The 17,592-nt window shown below is 63.4% G+C and carries 18 protein-coding genes; 12 read left to right on the top strand and 6 right to left on the bottom strand.

Annotated features, from left to right (window positions below; genetic code table 11):
- Positions 1–14 precede the first annotated feature (14 nt).
- Entirely contained in the window at positions 15–1,874 is a 1,860-nt protein-coding gene (locus NOV72_RS20085) for a potassium transporter Kup (protein ID WP_245933100.1), read from the bottom strand.
- Positions 1,875–2,160: 286 nt separating this feature from the next.
- On the opposite strand from NOV72_RS20085, the gene NOV72_RS20080 reads away from it, so the two are divergent.
- Positions 2,161–2,574 carry an RcnB family protein gene (locus NOV72_RS20080; RefSeq protein ID WP_106856329.1) on the top strand — a complete coding sequence of 138 codons (414 nt, stop codon included), beginning with the start codon at positions 2,161–2,163 and terminating at the stop codon, positions 2,572–2,574.
- Positions 2,575–2,694: 120 nt separating this feature from the next.
- Here the strand turns inward: NOV72_RS20080 and NOV72_RS20075 are convergent, their stop codons facing one another.
- From NOV72_RS20075 to NOV72_RS20060, 4 genes are all read right to left on the bottom strand, one after another.
- Positions 2,695–2,898: a hypothetical protein gene (locus NOV72_RS20075; protein ID WP_106856328.1), complete on the bottom strand. Its 204-nt coding sequence runs from the start codon at positions 2,896–2,898 to the stop codon at positions 2,695–2,697.
- Positions 2,899–2,982: 84 nt separating this feature from the next.
- Positions 2,983–3,615, bottom strand: a complete 633-nt coding sequence (locus tag NOV72_RS20070) for a LysE family translocator (protein ID WP_106856327.1) — start codon at positions 3,613–3,615, stop codon at positions 2,983–2,985.
- 120 nt (positions 3,616–3,735) lie between these two features.
- Positions 3,736–4,482 carry a glucose 1-dehydrogenase gene (locus tag NOV72_RS20065; protein WP_106856326.1) on the bottom strand — a complete coding sequence of 249 codons (747 nt, stop codon included), beginning with the start codon at positions 4,480–4,482 and terminating at the stop codon, positions 3,736–3,738.
- Between the two features lie 167 nt (positions 4,483–4,649).
- A complete protein-coding gene (locus NOV72_RS20060) occupies positions 4,650–6,293 on the bottom strand; it encodes an FAD-dependent monooxygenase (RefSeq protein WP_106856325.1) in 1,644 nt (547 codons plus the stop codon).
- A 155-nt stretch (positions 6,294–6,448) separates the two neighbouring features.
- On the opposite strand from NOV72_RS20060, the gene NOV72_RS20055 reads away from it, so the two are divergent.
- Positions 6,449–7,342, top strand: coding sequence for an IclR family transcriptional regulator (locus NOV72_RS20055; RefSeq protein ID WP_106856324.1), 894 nt, complete (start codon positions 6,449–6,451; stop codon positions 7,340–7,342).
- A 705-nt stretch (positions 7,343–8,047) separates the two neighbouring features.
- On the opposite strand, the gene NOV72_RS20050 is transcribed toward NOV72_RS20055, so the two are convergent.
- Positions 8,048–9,121 carry a porin gene (locus NOV72_RS20050; RefSeq protein WP_106856323.1) on the bottom strand — a complete coding sequence of 358 codons (1,074 nt, stop codon included), beginning with the start codon at positions 9,119–9,121 and terminating at the stop codon, positions 8,048–8,050.
- A gap of 440 nt (positions 9,122–9,561) precedes the next feature.
- Between NOV72_RS20050 and NOV72_RS20045 the strand changes: the two genes are divergently transcribed.
- From NOV72_RS20045 to NOV72_RS20000, 10 genes are read left to right on the top strand one after another with little or no spacing between them, the layout of a single operon-like run.
- Positions 9,562–9,879 carry a non-heme iron oxygenase ferredoxin subunit gene (locus tag NOV72_RS20045; protein WP_008345991.1) on the top strand — a complete coding sequence of 106 codons (318 nt, stop codon included), beginning with the start codon at positions 9,562–9,564 and terminating at the stop codon, positions 9,877–9,879.
- Position 9,880: 1 nt separating this feature from the next.
- On the top strand, positions 9,881–10,189 hold the full coding sequence (locus NOV72_RS20040; protein ID WP_106856322.1) for a recombinase-like helix-turn-helix domain-containing protein: 309 nt from the start codon (positions 9,881–9,883) through the stop codon (positions 10,187–10,189).
- 16 nt (positions 10,190–10,205) lie between these two features.
- Positions 10,206–11,267 (top strand): aromatic ring-hydroxylating dioxygenase subunit alpha, encoded by a 1,062-nt coding sequence (locus NOV72_RS20035; protein ID WP_106856321.1) that lies wholly within the window; start codon positions 10,206–10,208, stop codon positions 11,265–11,267.
- The gene (locus tag NOV72_RS20030; protein WP_106856320.1) at positions 11,260–12,012 is read left to right on the top strand and encodes an SDR family oxidoreductase; all 753 of its coding nucleotides are present in this window, start codon (positions 11,260–11,262) and stop codon (positions 12,010–12,012) included. Before NOV72_RS20035 ends, NOV72_RS20030 begins: the two co-directional genes overlap by 8 nt.
- 29 nt (positions 12,013–12,041) lie before the next feature.
- Entirely contained in the window at positions 12,042–12,569 is a 528-nt protein-coding gene (locus NOV72_RS20025) for a cupin domain-containing protein (RefSeq protein WP_106856319.1), read from the top strand.
- A 7-nt stretch (positions 12,570–12,576) separates the two neighbouring features.
- Complete coding sequence (locus NOV72_RS20020; protein WP_106856318.1) at positions 12,577–13,437, top strand: alpha/beta fold hydrolase; 861 nt, start codon at positions 12,577–12,579, stop codon at positions 13,435–13,437.
- Positions 13,434–14,306: an IclR family transcriptional regulator gene (locus NOV72_RS20015; RefSeq protein WP_106856317.1), complete on the top strand. Its 873-nt coding sequence runs from the start codon at positions 13,434–13,436 to the stop codon at positions 14,304–14,306. Before NOV72_RS20020 ends, NOV72_RS20015 begins: the two co-directional genes overlap by 4 nt.
- A complete protein-coding gene (locus tag NOV72_RS20010) occupies positions 14,303–15,112 on the top strand; it encodes an SDR family oxidoreductase (protein ID WP_106856316.1) in 810 nt (269 codons plus the stop codon). Before NOV72_RS20015 ends, NOV72_RS20010 begins: the two co-directional genes overlap by 4 nt.
- Positions 15,105–16,772, top strand: coding sequence for a thiamine pyrophosphate-binding protein (locus tag NOV72_RS20005; RefSeq protein ID WP_106856315.1), 1,668 nt, complete (start codon positions 15,105–15,107; stop codon positions 16,770–16,772). The genes NOV72_RS20010 and NOV72_RS20005 overlap by 8 nt, the downstream gene beginning before the upstream one ends.
- The gene (locus NOV72_RS20000) at positions 16,765–17,589 is read left to right on the top strand and encodes an aspartate dehydrogenase (RefSeq protein WP_106856314.1); all 825 of its coding nucleotides are present in this window, start codon (positions 16,765–16,767) and stop codon (positions 17,587–17,589) included. The genes NOV72_RS20005 and NOV72_RS20000 overlap by 8 nt, the downstream gene beginning before the upstream one ends.
- Positions 17,590–17,592 lie beyond the last annotated feature (3 nt).

Genomic DNA, 17,592 nt, shown 5'->3' with positions numbered 1-17,592 from the left:
CGGATCGACATTTCTCATAGCACGACCTGAACGCCAAGCTCGACGACATCTTCGCTTCGAAGTCCGTAATATTCCGCGCTCGATGCCGAATGGAACGACATCTCGCCAAAAAGACGCTCGCGCCAGCGCGGCATCTGACCGTGCGAGCAGCCGGGCATCGCCTCGTCGCGCGGCAGGAAGAACGTGGTGTGCTTCGCATCGAAGCGCCAGTCGCCGAGTTGTCCATCGAGCGATTTGAGCAGGCGCGGCAAGTTCGGCCGCTCGACGAAGCCATGACGCGAGATCACTTCGTAGCAGCCCGCGCCCAGATCGCGCACTTCGATGCGCGTATGTTCATCCACACGCGGCGCCGATTCCGCCCGATTCGCGAAGATCACCGTCGTCTCGTGCAGCACGCGATTGTGGCGCACGTTGCTCGTGAGCGCGGAAGGCGTCGCGCCCGGCGTGCTGCCCGGATAGACGGCGGTGCCCGGCACGCGCGCGGGCGGTTCGGGGTCGCTCAGCACATCGCGCAGGAAATCCGCGAGCGGCTGAGCGCGCGATGCATGCAAGTGCGCGAGTTCGAGCCCGCGATGCCACGTCGCCATCAGCACGAAGAGCACGATGCCGATCGCCACCGGAAACCAGCCGCCTTGCGGAATCTTGTGGATGTTGGCCGCGACGAGCAGCGCATCGATTGCGAGAAGCGGCACGCTGAGCGCGGCGACCGCGAGCCACGGCCAGCGCCAGATGTTGCGTGCGACGCTCACCATCTGCACGGTAGTGATGAGCATCGTGAGACCGACAGCGATGCCATAGGCCGATGTCAACCGGTCCGAACTGCGAAACGCGAGCACGAGGAACATCACCGCGATGAACAGCACCGCGTTCACGGCGGGCACATACACTTGCCCGCGCCGCGACGACGACGTTTCGATCACACGAAGCCGTGGCAGAAAGCCGAGTTCGATCGCCTGGCTCGTCATCGAAAAAGCCCCTGAAATGACGGCCTGCGATGCGATCACCGTGGCGAGCATTGCGATCAGCACGGTCGGCACCAGCGCCCACGAAGGCGCGGCGAAGAAGAACGGCTGCCTCGCCGCGCCCGGCTGATGCAGAATCGTGGCGGCCTGCCCGAAGTAACCGATGATGATCGCCGGAAACACGGCGACGAGCCACGCGAGCCGGATTCCCGCGCGGCCGAAGTGACCGATGTCGGCATAGAGCGCTTCCGCGCCCGTCAACGCGAGAATCACGGCGCCGAGAATGGTGAAGGCGAGCGCGGTGTGCGCGAATACGAGAGTCCATGCATAGGCGGGCGAAAACGCGCGCAGCACGTCCGGATGCTCCACGATCCGGTAGACGCCCACGGCCGCGAGATAGACGAACCACACGAGCATGACCGGCCCGAACGACTTGCCGACGACCGCCGTGCCGCGCGATTGAAACAGAAAGAGCGCGATGAGGATCGCCACCGCGATGGGCACGACGAAGGGTTCGAACCTGTCGCTCACCTGACTCAGACCTTCGACCGCCGACAGCACCGAGACGGCGGGCGTGATCATCGAATCGCCATAGAACATGGCCGCGCCGAAGAGGCCCGCCATCAGCAGAAGATGCGGCACATGCCGGCCTTGTTGCTCGTAGCCCGAACGCGCGAGCGCCGTCAACGCGACGATGCCACCCTCGCCTTCGTTGTCCGCGCGCATCACGTAGCACACATACTTGCCCATCACGACGATGACGACGGCCCACACGATCATCGACAGAATGCCCATCACGATCGATGCATCGACGACGCCCGCTTCGCTCACGCCTTGCCTCAGCGCATAAATCGGGCTCGTGCCGATGTCGCCGAACACGACGCCGAGCGCGCCCAGCATGAGGCCGGTCATCGCTTTTTTCGGTTTCGCCGCTGAAAGACGAATGTGATGCTCATGGGCATCGTTCGAAGTCGATGTCATCCGACGTTGAGGTCTCCGGTAAGCCGTGCCGTACGCATAGCAATCGGCATTCCGCGTCGGTAATTAATCGTTCTTTCAATAACATTCGGCATTAAATTCGCGTTCGCCCGTAATCAAAGGTAAGCGTTGCTTACACATGCTCACGTCATTCTTCTTGTTCGTTGCGTAAAGTCCCCGCATCGAGGTCATCCTTTCGCAACCCTTCAAGAGGAAGAACATGAAGAAGAATCGAATTGCTGCCGCGCTGCTTTGCGCGACCATCGGACTGACGACGGGTGCCGTGTTCGCCCAACCCGCGCCGAACGGCCCGGACGGTTATCACGACATGAATCGTGGTCCCGGCGGTCCCGGCCAGCCGGGTCATGGCCCCGAGACGAACGGTCACAATGGATACGATCACAATGGCCCGCGTCCGCCGGAGCATGCGAACAACGAGCCGCGTCATTCGGACTGGCGCAAGGGTGAGCGTCTCTCGTCCGATTACCGCAATCACCAGTACGTTGTCGACGACTGGCACGGCCACGGCCTGCGCCAGCCGCCGCACGGATATCAATGGGTCGGCGTGGGTGCGGATTATCTGCTGGTCGCGGTCGCGTCGGGCGTTATCGCGCAAGTCGTGATGTCGCAATAACTTACGTGCTCTGAACGGCCGACCAAGAAAAAGCCCGCCTTTTCAGGCGGGCAATATGCGCTCAACGAGAGGGGATCGAAGCGCACATCCAACGAACTACGTTGAGTTGGGATCAGACAATCAGGCCTTGCCGCGGATGGTTTCGGGCGCTTCGCGCTGCTCCATTATCCCGCCCGGCTGATTCGGCGCCGTGACCGTCTGATCGAAAACGAAGCCCATCGCGATGTGCTCGGTGTTCGTGGAGCCGCATGCGGGACACGTATCATCTTCGAGCGCATCATCTGAATAAATGAGCTTGTTGCATGCCACGCAGCGGATAAGCATTTGCACTCCGGAATTTGAGTTAGCTGTACCTCATTTATATGTCAAAAATAGCGGGCAGCCAACCAACTTCGCGACAGGGCGCATTTAGCGGCGCGCTTCGGTCGCCATTCTCACCGCGAGACCGGCGAGCACGGTGCCCATCAGCCAGCGTTGAATCAAAAGCCATGCGGGTCTGCGTGCGAGGAAGACGGCGATCGAGCCGGCAGTCATCGCGACGATCGAATTGACGGTGATGCTCAACGTGATCTGCACGACGCCGAGCGCGAGCGATTGTCCGAGCACGCCGCCGTGCGCCGGATCGATGAACTGCGGCAGCAGCGAGAGATACAGCACGGCAATCTTCGGATTGAGCAGGTTCGTGACGAAGCCCATCGTGAAGAGCTTGCGCGGGCTGTCGACCGGCAAATCGCGCACCTGAAACGGCGAGCGTCCGCCCGGCTTGATCGCCTGCCACGCCAGATACAGCAGATAGAGCGCGCCGCCGAAGCGCAGCGCGTCATATGCGAACGGGATCGCGATCAGCAGCGCAGTGATGCCGAACGCCGCGCACAGCATGTAGACCACGAAGCCGAGCGCCACGCCGCCGAGCGAGATGAGCCCCGCCGTGCGGCCCTGGCAGATCGAGCGCGAAATCAGATAAACCATGTTCGGCCCTGGCGTAAGCGCCATGCCGAGTGCGACGATTCCAAATGCGAGCAGTTGCGGCGAATGAGGCATCGGACGAGCTCCGGGTAGAGAGGTCGATGCATTTTCACGCGCGACATACCGCGTCGCCAGATACAAATTTCAAATCGTCCGTCGATACACTTGGCGCCGCTCGACGCGGCGCCTTTCGCATCAGCGCATGCCGCCGCTCGCGATGAGACTTTCGCCGGTCATCCAGCGTGCATCGTCGGAGGCGAGGAACACCGCGATCGACGCGATATCGTCCGGCTGGCCGAGACGTCCGAGCGGCGTTTGCGCGAGCGCGGCCGCATCGAAATCTGAGCCGATGATGCCTGCGCTGTGCGTGCCTTCGGTCACCACGACGCCCGGGTTGATCGAGTTCACGCGGATCTTTCGCGCGCCGAGCTCGCGTGCGAGCGCGCCCGTGATCGCATCGACGGCGCCTTTCGTGCCGCTATAGACCGCGCTCGTCGCCGGCGTGATGCGGGTCACGACCGAACTGATGTTGATGATGCTCGCGCCTTCGCCGAAATGCTTCGCGGCGGCCTGCGTGGTCAGGAGCGTGCCGAGCACGTTGATATTGAACTGCTTATGGAAGTGCTCTTCGGTGATCTCTTCGAGCGCCGCGAATTCGTACACGCCCGAGTTGTTCACGAGAATATCGAGCCGTCCGTATGTTTCGACCGCGGCGTTCACGATGCCTTGCGCATCCGCCGCCTTCGACACATCGCCGCCGACGGCGATCGCCTTTCCGTTCGATGCGGTGATGTCCGCGACGACCGCATCCGCGCCCGCCTTGCTGCTCGCATAGTTCACGACGACCGACGCGCCTTCCGCCGCGAGTGCTTTTGCAATGGCCGCGCCGATACCTTTCGACGCGCCCGTGACGACCGCCACCTTGCCTGCGAGTTTGCTCATGATCGAATCCTTGAAAAGAATGATTGAATGCCGTGACTGGCCGGTTGTGCCGTTGCAGAACCGCCGTGACAGCCGTCAATGTAGACATCTCTTCGAACGCGATAAAGCGGCGCAGCATGAAAAGACTTGCGGGATCAGGCGAATAATCGAATGCGGGCGACGCACGTTTATTTCGATTGCAACTTGAGCCCGACATTGCGGCCCAGCGCGCGATCGAGCCATGCGATCAGCGCATCCGGTGAACATGACGCGCTTCGATAGCCGATATGCCCATCCGGGCGCACCACCCATGCCATGCCGTGCTGCGCGCCGAATGCATCGGCGAACTCGCCCGCGTTGTCGCTCAACGTTCGATACGCTTCCCGCGCAGGCTCGAACGACGCCGCGTTCGCAACTTTCGGCGACACGATCGACACCGCGTTCGCCGCCGCGCCGAGCGCCGTGCGCCACGCATCGACGGCGGCGTCGAACGTGGCGATGCACGCGCTGTCGGCGGCGTTGTCGACATAGCAAACGAGCGTATGACGTCCGCGCCCGAGATGATCGTGCAAGCGCTGCGCATGGCCGATGAAAGCCTCCACGAGAGCGCCGGCCTGCGGCGCGCGATCGCCGGGCGCGGGCCATTGCGCGTCCATGCCGGCGCATTCGTCCGCGACGATCGGACTGCCGCCGCGATAACCGACGAGCAATTGCGTCTCGCGCATCGCGGGTTTGATCTCGCCGTGCGCGAGAACCGTGTTCAGCGCGCGGCTCGTCGATTCGACGACATCGAGTCCGACCGGCCGCCGCTCCGCTTCGTAACTGTCGAGCAGCGCCTCGCTCGCGACGCCGCGCGCCGCGAGCGTGAGCTTCCACGCGAGATTGTGCGCATCCTGCAAGCCGGTATTCATGCCCTGCCCGCCCACGGGCGGATGGATATGCGCGGCATCGCCCGCGAGAAACACGCGCCCGCGCGCATAGTTCCGCGCGATCCGATGACTCACGCGATACACCGACGACCAGCGCATCGACGAAAGCCGCGTGCCTGGCGGCAGAATCGGCAGCATGATGCGTTCGATCTCGGCGAAATCGGGCGTGGAGTTCAGCGTGTGCCGGGCGGCATCGTCGGCAAGCAGCACCATCGAGAGGCGATAGCGGCGCGCGGAGCCGCGCACCGGCAGCGCGGCGAGCGTGGTCGATCCCGCGCCGCCCTCGCCCGACACGTTGAAGCGATACATGCGCCCGCGCGGCAAATTCCAGTCGACGTCGAGATCGGCGAGCATGAAGGTCTGCGGATACTGATCGCCTTCGTAGGCGATGTTCGCTTGCCGGCGCACCGTGCTGCGCGCGCCGTCGCAACCGACGAGCCAGCGGCATCGAATGGTGCGATCCTTGCCGCACGCGTCCTGTATGCGCACGTCGATGGCATCGGCTGATTCGGTGAAATCGACGAGCGTTGCGCCGTATTCGACATGCCCGCCGTTGCGCGCGAGCGCCGCTTCCAGAATGCGCTCGGTCTCGAACTGCGCGAGCGACAGCGCGCCATAAGGCAGTCCGGCGCGCGGCACGTCCGCGCCGAACGCGCTCGCGCCGTCCTGAAACGTGTCCGCGCCCGTGAGCCACACGCCGGCATCGATCGCGTCGCGCGCGATGCCCAGATCCTCGAAAATCTCCAGCGTGCGCGCCGTGACGCCGAGCGCTTTCACGAAGAAGACACGCTCGTCGTGGGCATCGATCACACGTGCCTTCACGCCATCGCGGCGCAGTTCGGCGGCGAGCAGCAGGCCGACGGGCCCCGCGCCGGCGATCAGCACATCGGTCGTATCGAACATGGCGAATTCTCCTGAGGAAATCGGCGCATGGCTTCGCGCGCGACGTGTTCGTCGGCTATCGTCAGGGAGAGTAACCGTTACGTGCGTGCTTGTGGCGGGCGGCCGAACGTCTCGCGCTATGATTTGCCATTACACGACGACAATCACAGCCGAACATGGCCCGACGAAGCAAACAGGAAGACACTCAGGCGGAAACTCCGGACACGACGGACGATGACGCCCCGTCCGGCGGCGGCTCCAGCTATCTCGTGCCGGGCCTCGAACGCGGCTTGCGTATTCTTGCGGAGTTCTCCGCGCGCGAGCCGGTGCTCGGCGCGCCCGAGTTGTCGCGGCGCATCGGCATTCCACGCACGACGACTTTTCGTCTGCTGCAAACGCTCGAATCGCTCGGCTTTCTCGAACGCGTGAACGGCGACCGCAATTTCCGGCTGGGCGTCGCCGTGCTTCGGCTCGGCTTCGAATACGTGAACTCGCTCGAACTGACCGATCTCGGCACGCCGGTTCTCGAACGACTGCGCGATGCGACGGGTCTTTCCACGCACCTGCTGATCCGCGATCAGCGCGATGTCGTGTTCGTCGCGAAAGCGCAAAGTCATGAGCCGCTGTTCAGTTCGGTGAAGGTGCATGTCGGCACGCGGCTGCCCGCTCACGCGACCGTCCATGGACATGTGCTGATGGGCGATCTGTCGCTCGCGGCACTGAAGGCGCTCTATCCCGAAGCGCAACTGGAGAAATACACGGAGCGCACGCCCGCGACCGTCGACGAACTTTTCGAACGCGTGCAGGAATGCGCGACGCTCGGTTATGGCTTGAGCGAAGCGTCGTTCGAGCGCGGGATATCGGTCGTCACCGCGCCGGTGCGCGATCATTCCGGTGCGATCGTCGCGGCGGTGGCAGCGACCGTGCCACGGTCGGATATCGGTGCCGATGATGAGAAGTCGCAACTCGTCGAGACGATTTGTGCCGCTGCTGTCGAGCTTGCTGTGCGGCTGAATTATCGTCCTTCCGGGGATGATCCTACGGGTGTGCTTGCTGGCGTATGTGCGTAGTTCTATTGGCGTTGCCGCTGTGCACGGCGGCGGTCGCTTTCCTACAGGGTTTTTCGCCGGATCCCGATTTGTTTTTGGTTTATTAGCGTTGCCCCTATGCGGGGCGGCAGTCACTTTCTTTGCTGCTGCAAAGAAAGTAACCAAAGAAAGCAGCTATCCCCATCCAAAGTACTTCACACCGGCCGCGGCACAGGCGATTGACCTAATGGCCCCCGGAGTAGCGAGTGCCCCCGCAAAACTCGTGCGGCTTGGATCGCGCACGGTCTGCCGCACCGCATGTTTTAGGGCGCTGGTTCAGCACGAAATAGCTTCGGCACAGCGCTTTCGCGCTGCCGTTGGGTATGCAAGGAAAACCCACGAACACGAACGCAATGAGATGGCCGCGTTAGCGAGAGAGCGCAAGCAAACCCGATTGACCCATCGGCCGCGAAGCGGGCCGGCGCTATTTGTGCTGAACCAACTTGTTATGCGATGCGATGTCTCAGACCGTGCGCGATCCAAGCCGCGCGAGTTTTGCGAGGGCACTCGCTATAGCCGTTCCATTCAGCCAATCGCCTGTGCCGCGGCCGGCATGAAGCACTTTGGATGGAAAAGCTGCTTTCTTTGGTTACTTTCTTTGCAGCAGCAAAGAAAGTGACTGCCGCCCCGCACAGGGGCAACGCTAATAAACCAATACGAAAACGGGATCCGGCGAAAAAAAACCCGTCAAAACGAATGATGAATCCCCGCTAACACGATGACTTGATTCGCCGTACTCGAAACCCCCGCCGTAAAGAACGCCGCCTTCGCGCCGCCGGTCGCGTGCTCGTACAAGGCGTTTACATAAAGCTGCGTCGACTTCGACAGCATGTAGATATCGCCGATCTCGAACTGCGTCCAGCGACCGCCCGCAAAGGTCGTCGTCGCCGCGCCGCCCGCGATCCAGTTCCACGCCACCGGCTTGAACGTCAGGCCCGCATCGTATGACTGGAAGGTGTCGGACTGGCCGTTCGATTGCAGCTTCACGCGCGTATAGAGACCGTGCACGACGAACTTGCCGATTTCATACGACGCGCCCGCGCCCATCACTTCCTGCTTGTCCGCCATGTAGGTCGCGGCGGGCTGGCCCTGGAAGGTCGTAAGACCGGTCGTCGCGATCGCGGGCGTGCGGTTGTGCTCGTTCGAATACGTCGCCGCCGCCTTGAACGGACCGTTCGCATACGTGATGCCGAAGCCGTAGTTGCGGCCCGTCGAGAAGTTCGTCGTGTTGCCGAGGCCCATCATCGCGCCGGCGGAAAAGCCATAGAAATTCGCCGAGCGGAATTTCACCGAGTTGTCGTAGGGCACGACGCCGGTGTCCGCGAGCTGGTCGATGTTGCCCGGATGGAACGCATACCAGCTCGCCGCGAGGTACGCGGTGGAAAGCGGTCCGAGCATGTCGAAGCTGAACGGCGTCTGATGACCGAGCGTCAGCGTGCCGACGTTTTCCTGTTCCAGCCCGAGATACGCCTGGCGATTCCATAGCGTACCGGCCTTCGCGAAGTTGCCGCTGTTCGTATAGAAGCCGTTTTCAAGTTGCGCGACCGTCTTCAGCCCGCCGCCCAGATCCTCGACGATACGAAAGCCCCAGCGGTCGGGCTGCATGTTGCCCTGCTCCTCCATCCACTTCGGATGGCCACCCACGTTGTTGATATATGCGATGCCGGCATCGAGGCTGCCGTAAAGCGTAACTGTGCTCTGCGCGGCCGCGCCGGTCGCGACCCCGGCTCCGATGAGCCCCGCTGCAATGATGTGCTTCACCCTTCGTTCTCCTAACCGTGTGGTTCAAGGCGGGCCGTGCCCGCGATCCCGTTTCCCGCTTATAGCCGTTGCTGCGCTTTACCTCGGATGGCGTCTCGTCGATCCTGTTTTATGTTCCATATATGGATCAACGTACTGCCTATGGAAAGTATAGTGAGGTTTTCGGCGCCAAAACAATAAATTTGAGATGACCTCGGGTAGACCCCGAGGCACGTCGGATGCGTGCCGTCTCTCGCAAAAAGAGCTTACGAATCAATGTCGAACGAACGTGCTGCTATCCGGGCGAACGCATCCGCAAACTTTTAAACGCGCCGGATTCAGTGTTTTCACCTAGACATCCACTTTTTTATTTTCGTCGGCTCGGGTGACTTCTATAATGCCCATACACGAACTGATGTTCCTTTAGTGGAACACAGCCGAACCAGAGGAAAGGGTGAAAGATGTCTGAACAATGGCGCTGCGCCGGGCATGCCGGCGATCTGTCGGAAGACGCACCGATCGAATTCAAGCTCGATGACGGCGCGGAAATCGGAATCTACAAAGTGGGCGACGCGCTGTATGCGCTCGAGAACGTCTGCCCGCACGCTTATGCATTGCTGACGCAGGGTTTCGTCGACGGCGACACCGTCGAATGCCCGCTGCACGAAGCGGTGTTTCACATCCCCACGGGCAAATGCCTGAAAGAGCCCGGCGGCCGCGACCTGAAGACGTATTCGGTGCGCCTCGCCGGCGAGGAAATCCAGATCAAGGTGGCGTGACATGGAAAAAGTCGTGAATTTCAACCCGCATCTCAAGCCGTGGCTCGCGCCGCAGCCGAACAACGTGGCCGGCAAGGGCGTGATCGAGAAGCCGGGCGAGACCGAGAACTTCATCTGGCAGACGCGTAAGGCCGAGCCGACGCAATACGAAAACGACTTCGGCGATGCGCTCGAACGCGTCTTCGAAGCGGGCGCGCTGGAACTGGAGCAGGTGGCCGCGGGCTTGAACAAGGACGGCTTCCGCACGCCGGAAGGCACGACGTGGACCGCCGATCGACTCGCCACCGAACTGCGCACGCTCGCCGAATAAAGAAGGAGCCTTTCCCATGACGTCCCCTCAGCAAACAACCGTCGCCGCCGATCCGGTCCAGGCTTATCTCGATCGCGGTCTGCGTAACTACTGGTATCCCGTGGCGCCGAGCTGGCAAGTGGCGAATGCGCCCATCGGCTTGACGCGACTCGGCGATCAGATCGTCCTCTGGCGCGACAACGAAGGCAAAGTGCACGCGCTCGAAGACCGCTGCCCGCATCGCGGCGCGCGTCTGTCGCTCGGCTGGAACCTCGGCGGCAGCGTCGCGTGCTGGTATCACGGCATCGAAGTCGATGGCAGCGGCACCGTGCAGAAAGTGCCCGCCGTGCCGGCCTGTCCGCTCGAAGGCCAGAAGTGCGTGAAGTCGTATCCCGTTCAAGAGCATGCGGGCGCGATCTTCCTCTGGTTCGGCGATGACGCCAACAAGGAACCCGCGCCGCTCGTGCTGCCGGAGGAACTCGTCGGCGACGAATATGCGAGCTTCCTGTGCATGTCGCACTGGAAGTGCAATTACCAGTACGCGATCGACAACGTGATGGACCCGATGCACGGCGCGTATCTGCACGCGACATCGCACTCGATGGCCGAAGGCGACAAGCAGGCCGACATGCGCGTGCGCAAGACCGAAACCGGCCTCATGTTCGAGAAGGTGAATCAGCGCGACGTGAACTTCGACTGGGTCGAACTCGGCGAAACCGGCTGTTTGTGGATGCGGCTCGCGATTCCGTACAAGAAGAAGTTCGGTCCGGGCGGCAACTTCGGGATCATCGGCTTCGCCACGCCTGTCGATGACGACAACTGCCAGGTCTATTTCTGGCGCACGCGCAAAGTCTCGGGATGGCAGCGCGATGCATGGCGTTTCCTGTATCGCAATCGCCTCGAAGGGCTGCATTGGGCCGTGCTCGAACAGGATCGCTACGTGCTCGAAAGCCTCGCGCCGAATGCGCGCGATCACGAGTTCCTCTATCAGCACGATGTCGGCATGACGCGTGTGCGCCGCATGTTGAAGCAGCGCGCGCAGCAGCATCTCGCCGCGCTCGACGCGCTGCCGACGAACCCGGAGCACGCTCATGCGTGATGCGTCGAATGCGCTCGACGGCCGCCGCGTGCTCGTGACGGGTGGCGCTCGCGGACTCGGCGCGGCGTTCGTCAGGGCGCTCGTGGAGCGCGGCGCGCGCGTCGCGTTCGGCGACGTGCTTCATGCGGAAGGCGAAGCGCTTGCGCGTGAACTGCCCGATGCGCACTTCTTCCCGCTCGATCTCAACGATCCCCAGAGCATCTCCGCATTTGCCGAAGCAAGCGTGAACGCGCTGGGCGGACTCGACGGCCTTATCAACAACGCCGCGATCACGAACTCGGGCGGCAAGTCCGCCGATGAACTCACGCCGCAAACATGGGACGCCGTGATGAACGTCAACGTGCGCGGCGCGTGGCTCATGAGCATCGCGTGCCTGCCGCATCTGAAGGCATCGGGGCGCGGCGCGATCGTGAACATCGCATCGGATACGGCTTTGTGGGGCGCTCCGAAGCTGCTCGCTTACGTCGCGAGCAAGGGCGCCGTGATCGCGATGACACGCTCGCTCGCCCGCGAATTCGGCGCGAGCAACGTGACCGTCAACGCGATCGCGCCCGGACTCACGGAAGTGGAAGCCACCGCCTACGTGCCCGCCGAGCGCCACGAGTACTACCTGAAAGGCCGCGCATTGACGCGCGCGCAAACGCCCGACGACGTGAACGGCCCCGCGCTGTTTCTGCTCTCGGATGCGGCGCGCTTCGTGACGGGCCAGTTGCTGCCGGTCAACGGCGGCTTCGTGATGAATTGATTCGTTCTACATAGAACCTGGAGAAAGCAATGGCCGATGCAGACATCGAACGTAAATCGTGGGATCAACCCGCTGACGCGAGCTTCGAGCAATGGATGGACTCGCGCGTCGCGCGGCTCGAAACGCGCCGCTACGACTGGGACGCGCTCAAGTTCCAGGCCGACTACGACCCGAAGTATCGCCGCGCGCAGATGCGCTACGTGGGCACGGGCGGCACGGGCGTCGCGAAGGACATGAACACGGTGCCCTCGGGCAGCTTCACGTTTTCGACGATGGTCATTCCCGCCGGCAACATCGGACCGAGCCATATACATATCGACGTCGAAGAGATTTTCTTCGTGCTGCGCGGAAAGATGAAGGTGGTCTGCGAGAAGGACGGACAGTCGTGGGAAGCCGTGCTCGGCGAACGCGATCTCATTTCCGTGCCGCCGGGCGTGTATCGCACGGAGATCAACATCGGCGAGGAAGACGCGCTGATGTGCGTGATGCTCGGCGCGTCGAAGCCGATCACGCCGACGTATCCGCCGGATTCGCCGCTGGCGAAGCTCAAGCGCTGAGGCTGCGATGAACATCGAGACGCTCGCGCGTTTTCCGGACACGCACATCGATACCGCGCACGGCATCACGGGTTATCGCGAGGCGGGTGCATCGCATCCGCGCACGCTGCCCGTCGTGTTGTTGCACGGGATCGGGTCGGGCGCGGCGTCGTGGGTTCGGCAACTCGACGTGCTCGCCGCGAAGCGTCGCGTGCTCGCGTGGGATGCGCCGGGTTATGGCGTGTCCACGCGCGTGACGGATGAATCGCCGGTGGCGCGCGATTACGCGAACGCGTTGTCCGCGTGGCTCGATGCAATCGGCGTTGATCGATGCGTGCTCGTCGGCCATTCGCTCGGCGCGATCATCGCGGGTTCGTTCGCCGCACGTGCGCCGGGCCGTGTCGCGGGCTTGCTGCTCATATCGCCCGCTGCGGGTTACGGCGCCGCTTCGAAGCAACTGCGTGAATCGAAACGCGATGCACGCTTGAAGATGTTGAACGAGCTTGGCCCGCAAGGTCTCGCACGCGAGCGCAGCGCAAACATGCTTTCGCCATACGCCGATGAAACCGCGCGCGAATGGGTCCGCTGGAACATGGCGCGCGTCGTGCCCGAAGGCTACGCGCAAGCGACGCATCTGCTCGCGAACGCGGACCTCGCAGCGGATATCGCGCGCTTTCATGGACGCATCGCGGTGGCGGTGGGCGCAGAAGACGCCATCACGCCGCCCGCCGCGTGCGCACCGATCGCGCAGGCCGCGCACGTCAGCCTGCAAGTCATTCCGCGTGCCGGACACGCGGGTTATGTCGAGTCTCCCGCCGCTTACACGGCGCTGATCGACTCGTTTTGCCAGGGCATCGAATGTCACATGAAAGACGGAGTACCGCAATGACATCCATCGCCACGGAAGAAGCCGACAAGGGCGAACCGACTTACATCGTGCCGGGACTCGAACGCGGACTGAAGATCCTCACCGAGTTCTCGCCGCGCGAACCCGTGCTCGGCGCGCCGGAACTGTCGCGGCGCCTCGGCATTCCGCGCACGACGGTTTTCCGGCTGCTGCAAACGCTCGAATCGCTCGGCTTTCTTGAGCGTGCCGACAAGGACCGCAACTATCGCCTGGGCGTGGCCGTGCTGCGGCTCGGCTTCGAATACTTGAGTTCGCTCGAACTGACCGATCTCGGCCTGCCGATCATCGAGGCGTTGCGCGATGCAACCGGTCTCACGAGTCACATCCTGATTCGCGATGGCCGCGATGTCGTGTTCGTCGCGAAGGCGCAGAGTCACGCGCCGATCTTCAGCTCGGTGAAGGTGAACGTCGGCACGCGCCTGCCCGCGCATGCGACGACGCACGGTCACGTGCTGATGGGCGATCTGTCGCTCGACGAGCTGCGCGCGCTGTATCCCGAAGCGCATCTCGAACGCTTCACGAAGTCGACGCCCGAAACCGTCGAAGAACTTTTCGAGCGCGTGAAAGAAGACGCCGAACGCGGCTACGCGACGAGTCAATCGTCGTTCGAGCGCGGCATTTCGGTCGTCACGGCGCCGGTTCGCAACGACACGGGACGCATCGTCGCCGTCATCACGACGACGATCCCGCGTCCGGAAATCGACGCCGCATTGCTCGACAGCGGCCTCATCGACAAGGTTCGCGAAGCCGCCGACGCGCTCTCGATGCGTCTGAACTATCGCCCGGCCGCGCGCGCTGCAGCGGCTCCGGCCAATTCAAGCCGCTACATGAAGTCTCTGGGGTTGCAATGATTCAGATCGATCTTTCAGGGCAGGTTGCCGTCGTCACCGGCGGTTCGTCGGGCATCGGCTTCGCGACGGCGCGTTTGTTCCTGCGAGCGGGCGCATCGGTGGCCATTTGCGGACGCGACGGCGAACGGCTCGAAGCCGCGCGAGCCGCGCTCGCGCAGGAATTTCCGCACGCGCAACTGCTCGCTTCACGTTGCGACGTCCTCGACGAGCGCCAGGTGAACGCCTTCGCCTCACGTGTCGAAGAACGCTTCGGCCGCGTCGACATGCTGGTGAACAACGCGGGACAAGGCCGCGTCTCCACCTTCGCAGACACCACCGACGACGCCTGGCGCGACGAGCTGGAGCTGAAGTACTTCAGCATCATCCGCCCGACGCGCGCCTTTCTGCCGATCCTGAAAGACGCGCCCGCGCCCGCGATCGTCTGCGTGAATTCGCTGCTCGCGTTGCAGCCGGAACCGCACATGGTCGCGACTTCATCGGCGAGAGCGGGCGTGCTGAGCCTCGTGAAATCGCTCGCGACGGAACTCGCGCCGCAACGCATCCGCGTGAATTCGATTCTGATCGGCATCGTCGAATCGGGGCAGTGGAAGCGGCGTTATCAGGACTATCTCCAACAAGCACAAGCGCCGCGTCAAAGCTGGAGCGAATGGACCGGCGAACTCGCGCGCAAGAAAAACATTCCGCTCGGCCGCTTCGGCTTGCCCGAAGAAGCGGCGCAGGCGCTCTTTTATCTCGCAACAACGCTGTCGTCGTACACGACCGGCAGCCATATCGATGTTTCCGGAGGCTTTGCTCGTCATGTCTGAAAAAACCACGGTCGGCGAACTGATCGCCGCGTTCCTCGAACAATGCGGCGTGCGCACGGCGTTCGGCGTGATCTCGATTCACAACATGCCGATCCTCGATGCGATCGGCCGTCGCGGCAATATCCGCTATGTCGGCGCACGCGGCGAAGCGGGCGCGTTGAACATGGCCGATGGCCTCGCGCGCGTATCGGGCGAACTGGGCGTCGCGTTCACGTCGACGGGCACCGCTGCAGGCAACGCGGCCGGCGCGATGGTCGAAGCCCTGACCGCGGGCACGGCGCTCTTGCATGTCACGGGCCAGATCGAAACCGAATATCTCGATCAGGATCTCGCGTATATCCACGAAGCGCCCGATCAGCTTTCGATGCTGCAATCGATCTCGAAGGCCGCGTTCCGCGTGCGCACGGTCGAAACCGCCTTGCCGACGATCCGCGAAGCCGTGCGCGTCGCGCTGACCGCGCCGGCGGGTCCGGTGAGCGTCGAGATTCCGATCGACATTCAGGCCGCCGAAATCGAATGGCCGGCCGATCTCGCCGCGCCGCACGTCGGCACGCTCACGCACGACAGCCTGCGCGTGAAGCAGCTCGCCGATGCGCTCACGAACGCCAAGCGCCCGCTCTTGTGGCTCGGCGGCGGCACGCGTCATGCGCGCGGCGCGGTCGAGCGGCTCGTGAAGCTCGGCTTCGGCGTCGTGACGAGCGTGCAGGGACGCGGCGTGCTGCCGGAGGATCATCCGGCGACGCTCGGCGCATTCAACGTGCATCCGTCGGTCGAAGCGTTCTATAAAACGTGCGACGCGCTCGTCGTCGCAGGCTCGCGTCTGCGCGGCAACGAAACGCTGAAGTACAAGCTCGCGCTGCCGCAGCCGCTCTATCGCATCGACGCCGACGCGCTCGCCGACAGCCGCGGCTATCGCAACGAACTCTTCGTGCATGGCGATGCATCACGCGTGCTCGACGAACTCGCGACGCTGCTCGAAGGCCGCATCCGCGTCGATCCGGCGTTCGCGGGCGATCTCGCCGCCGCGCGCGAAACGGCGGTCGCGGAGGTATCGAAGGGACTGGGACCGTACAAGCGCCTCGTCGATTCGCTGCAACGCGCGGTCGGCCGCGATTACAACTGGGTGCGCGACGTCACGATCTCGAACAGCACGTGGGGCAATCGCCTGCTGAAAATTTTCAATCCGCGCGCGGGCGTGCATGCGCTCGGCGGCGGCATCGGCCAGGGCATGCAGATGGCGATCGGCGCGGCGCTCTCGGGCGCGGCGAAGAAGACCGTCGCGCTCGTCGGCGATGGCGGACTGATGGTCAACGTCGGCGAACTCGCGACTGCCGTTCAGGAAAAAGCGAACGTGATGATCGTGCTGATGAACGATCAATGCTACGGCGTGATCCGCAACATTCAGGACGCGCAGTACGGCGGGCGCCGCATGTTCGTCGATCTGCATCAGCCGGATTTCGCGCAGTTCTGCGCGAGTCTCGGGCTCGCGCATCGCCGCATCACGTCGCTCGATCAGGCCGATGGCATCGTGCGCGAAGGACTCGCCATCGACGGTCCGGTGCTCGTCGAAGTGGACATGCTGTCGGTCGGCTCGTTCGCGACCGCGTTCGCCGGTCCGCCTGTGAAAAAGGAAGAACCCGAGGAGCCCGAATATGCGTGATCCTCGTCACGCTCAGCATGCGATCGATATCGCGATGATCGGCTTCGGCGCGATCGGCTCCGCCGTGTTTCATGCGCTCGACCGCGATCCGCTCGTGCGCATCTCGCATGTCATCGTGCCGGAGCGCGATCGCGATCACGTGCGCTCGGTGCTCGGCGATCACGTCGATGTCGTGTCGCGCGTCGATGCGCTCGCGAGCCATCCCGAGTTCGCGCTCGAATGCGCGGGACACGCGGCGCTCGTCGATCACGTCGTGCCGCTCCTGAAGTCGGGCACGGATTGCGCGGTCGCATCGATCGGCGCGCTCTCCGAAGCCGGCCTGCTCGACGCGCTCTCCAATGCCGCCGATGAAGGCGCGGCCACGATCACGCTGCTCTCGGGCGCGATCGGCGGCGTCGATGCGCTCGCCGCCGCGAAGGAAGGCGGCCTCGACGACGTGCAGTACACGGGCCGCAAGCCGCCGCTCGGCTGGCTCGGCACGCCGGCGGAAAGCGTGTGCGATCTGAAGTCGCTGATGGCGGAAAAGGTCATCTTCGAAGGGACCGCGCGCGATGCGGCGCGGCTCTATCCGAAGAACGCGAACGTCGCGGCGACCATCGCGCTGGCCGGGCTCGGGCTCGACGGCACGCGCGTGCGGCTGATCGCCGATCCGGCTATCGAGCGCAACGTGCATCGCATCGTCGCGCGCGGCGCGTTCGGCGAGATGTCGCTCGAAATGTGCGGCAAGCCGCTGCCGTCGAATCCCAAGACATCCGCGCTCACCGCGTTCAGCGCGATCCGTGCGTTGCGCAATCGCGCCGCGCGCTGCGTCATCTGAAGG

It is taken from the genome of Caballeronia novacaledonica, from assembly GCF_900258035.1.
GTDB lineage: Bacteria > Pseudomonadota > Gammaproteobacteria > Burkholderiales > Burkholderiaceae > Caballeronia > Caballeronia novacaledonica.
The sequence above is the reverse complement of the archived record's forward strand: the minus strand, read 5'-3'. Positions and strand labels throughout refer to the sequence as shown.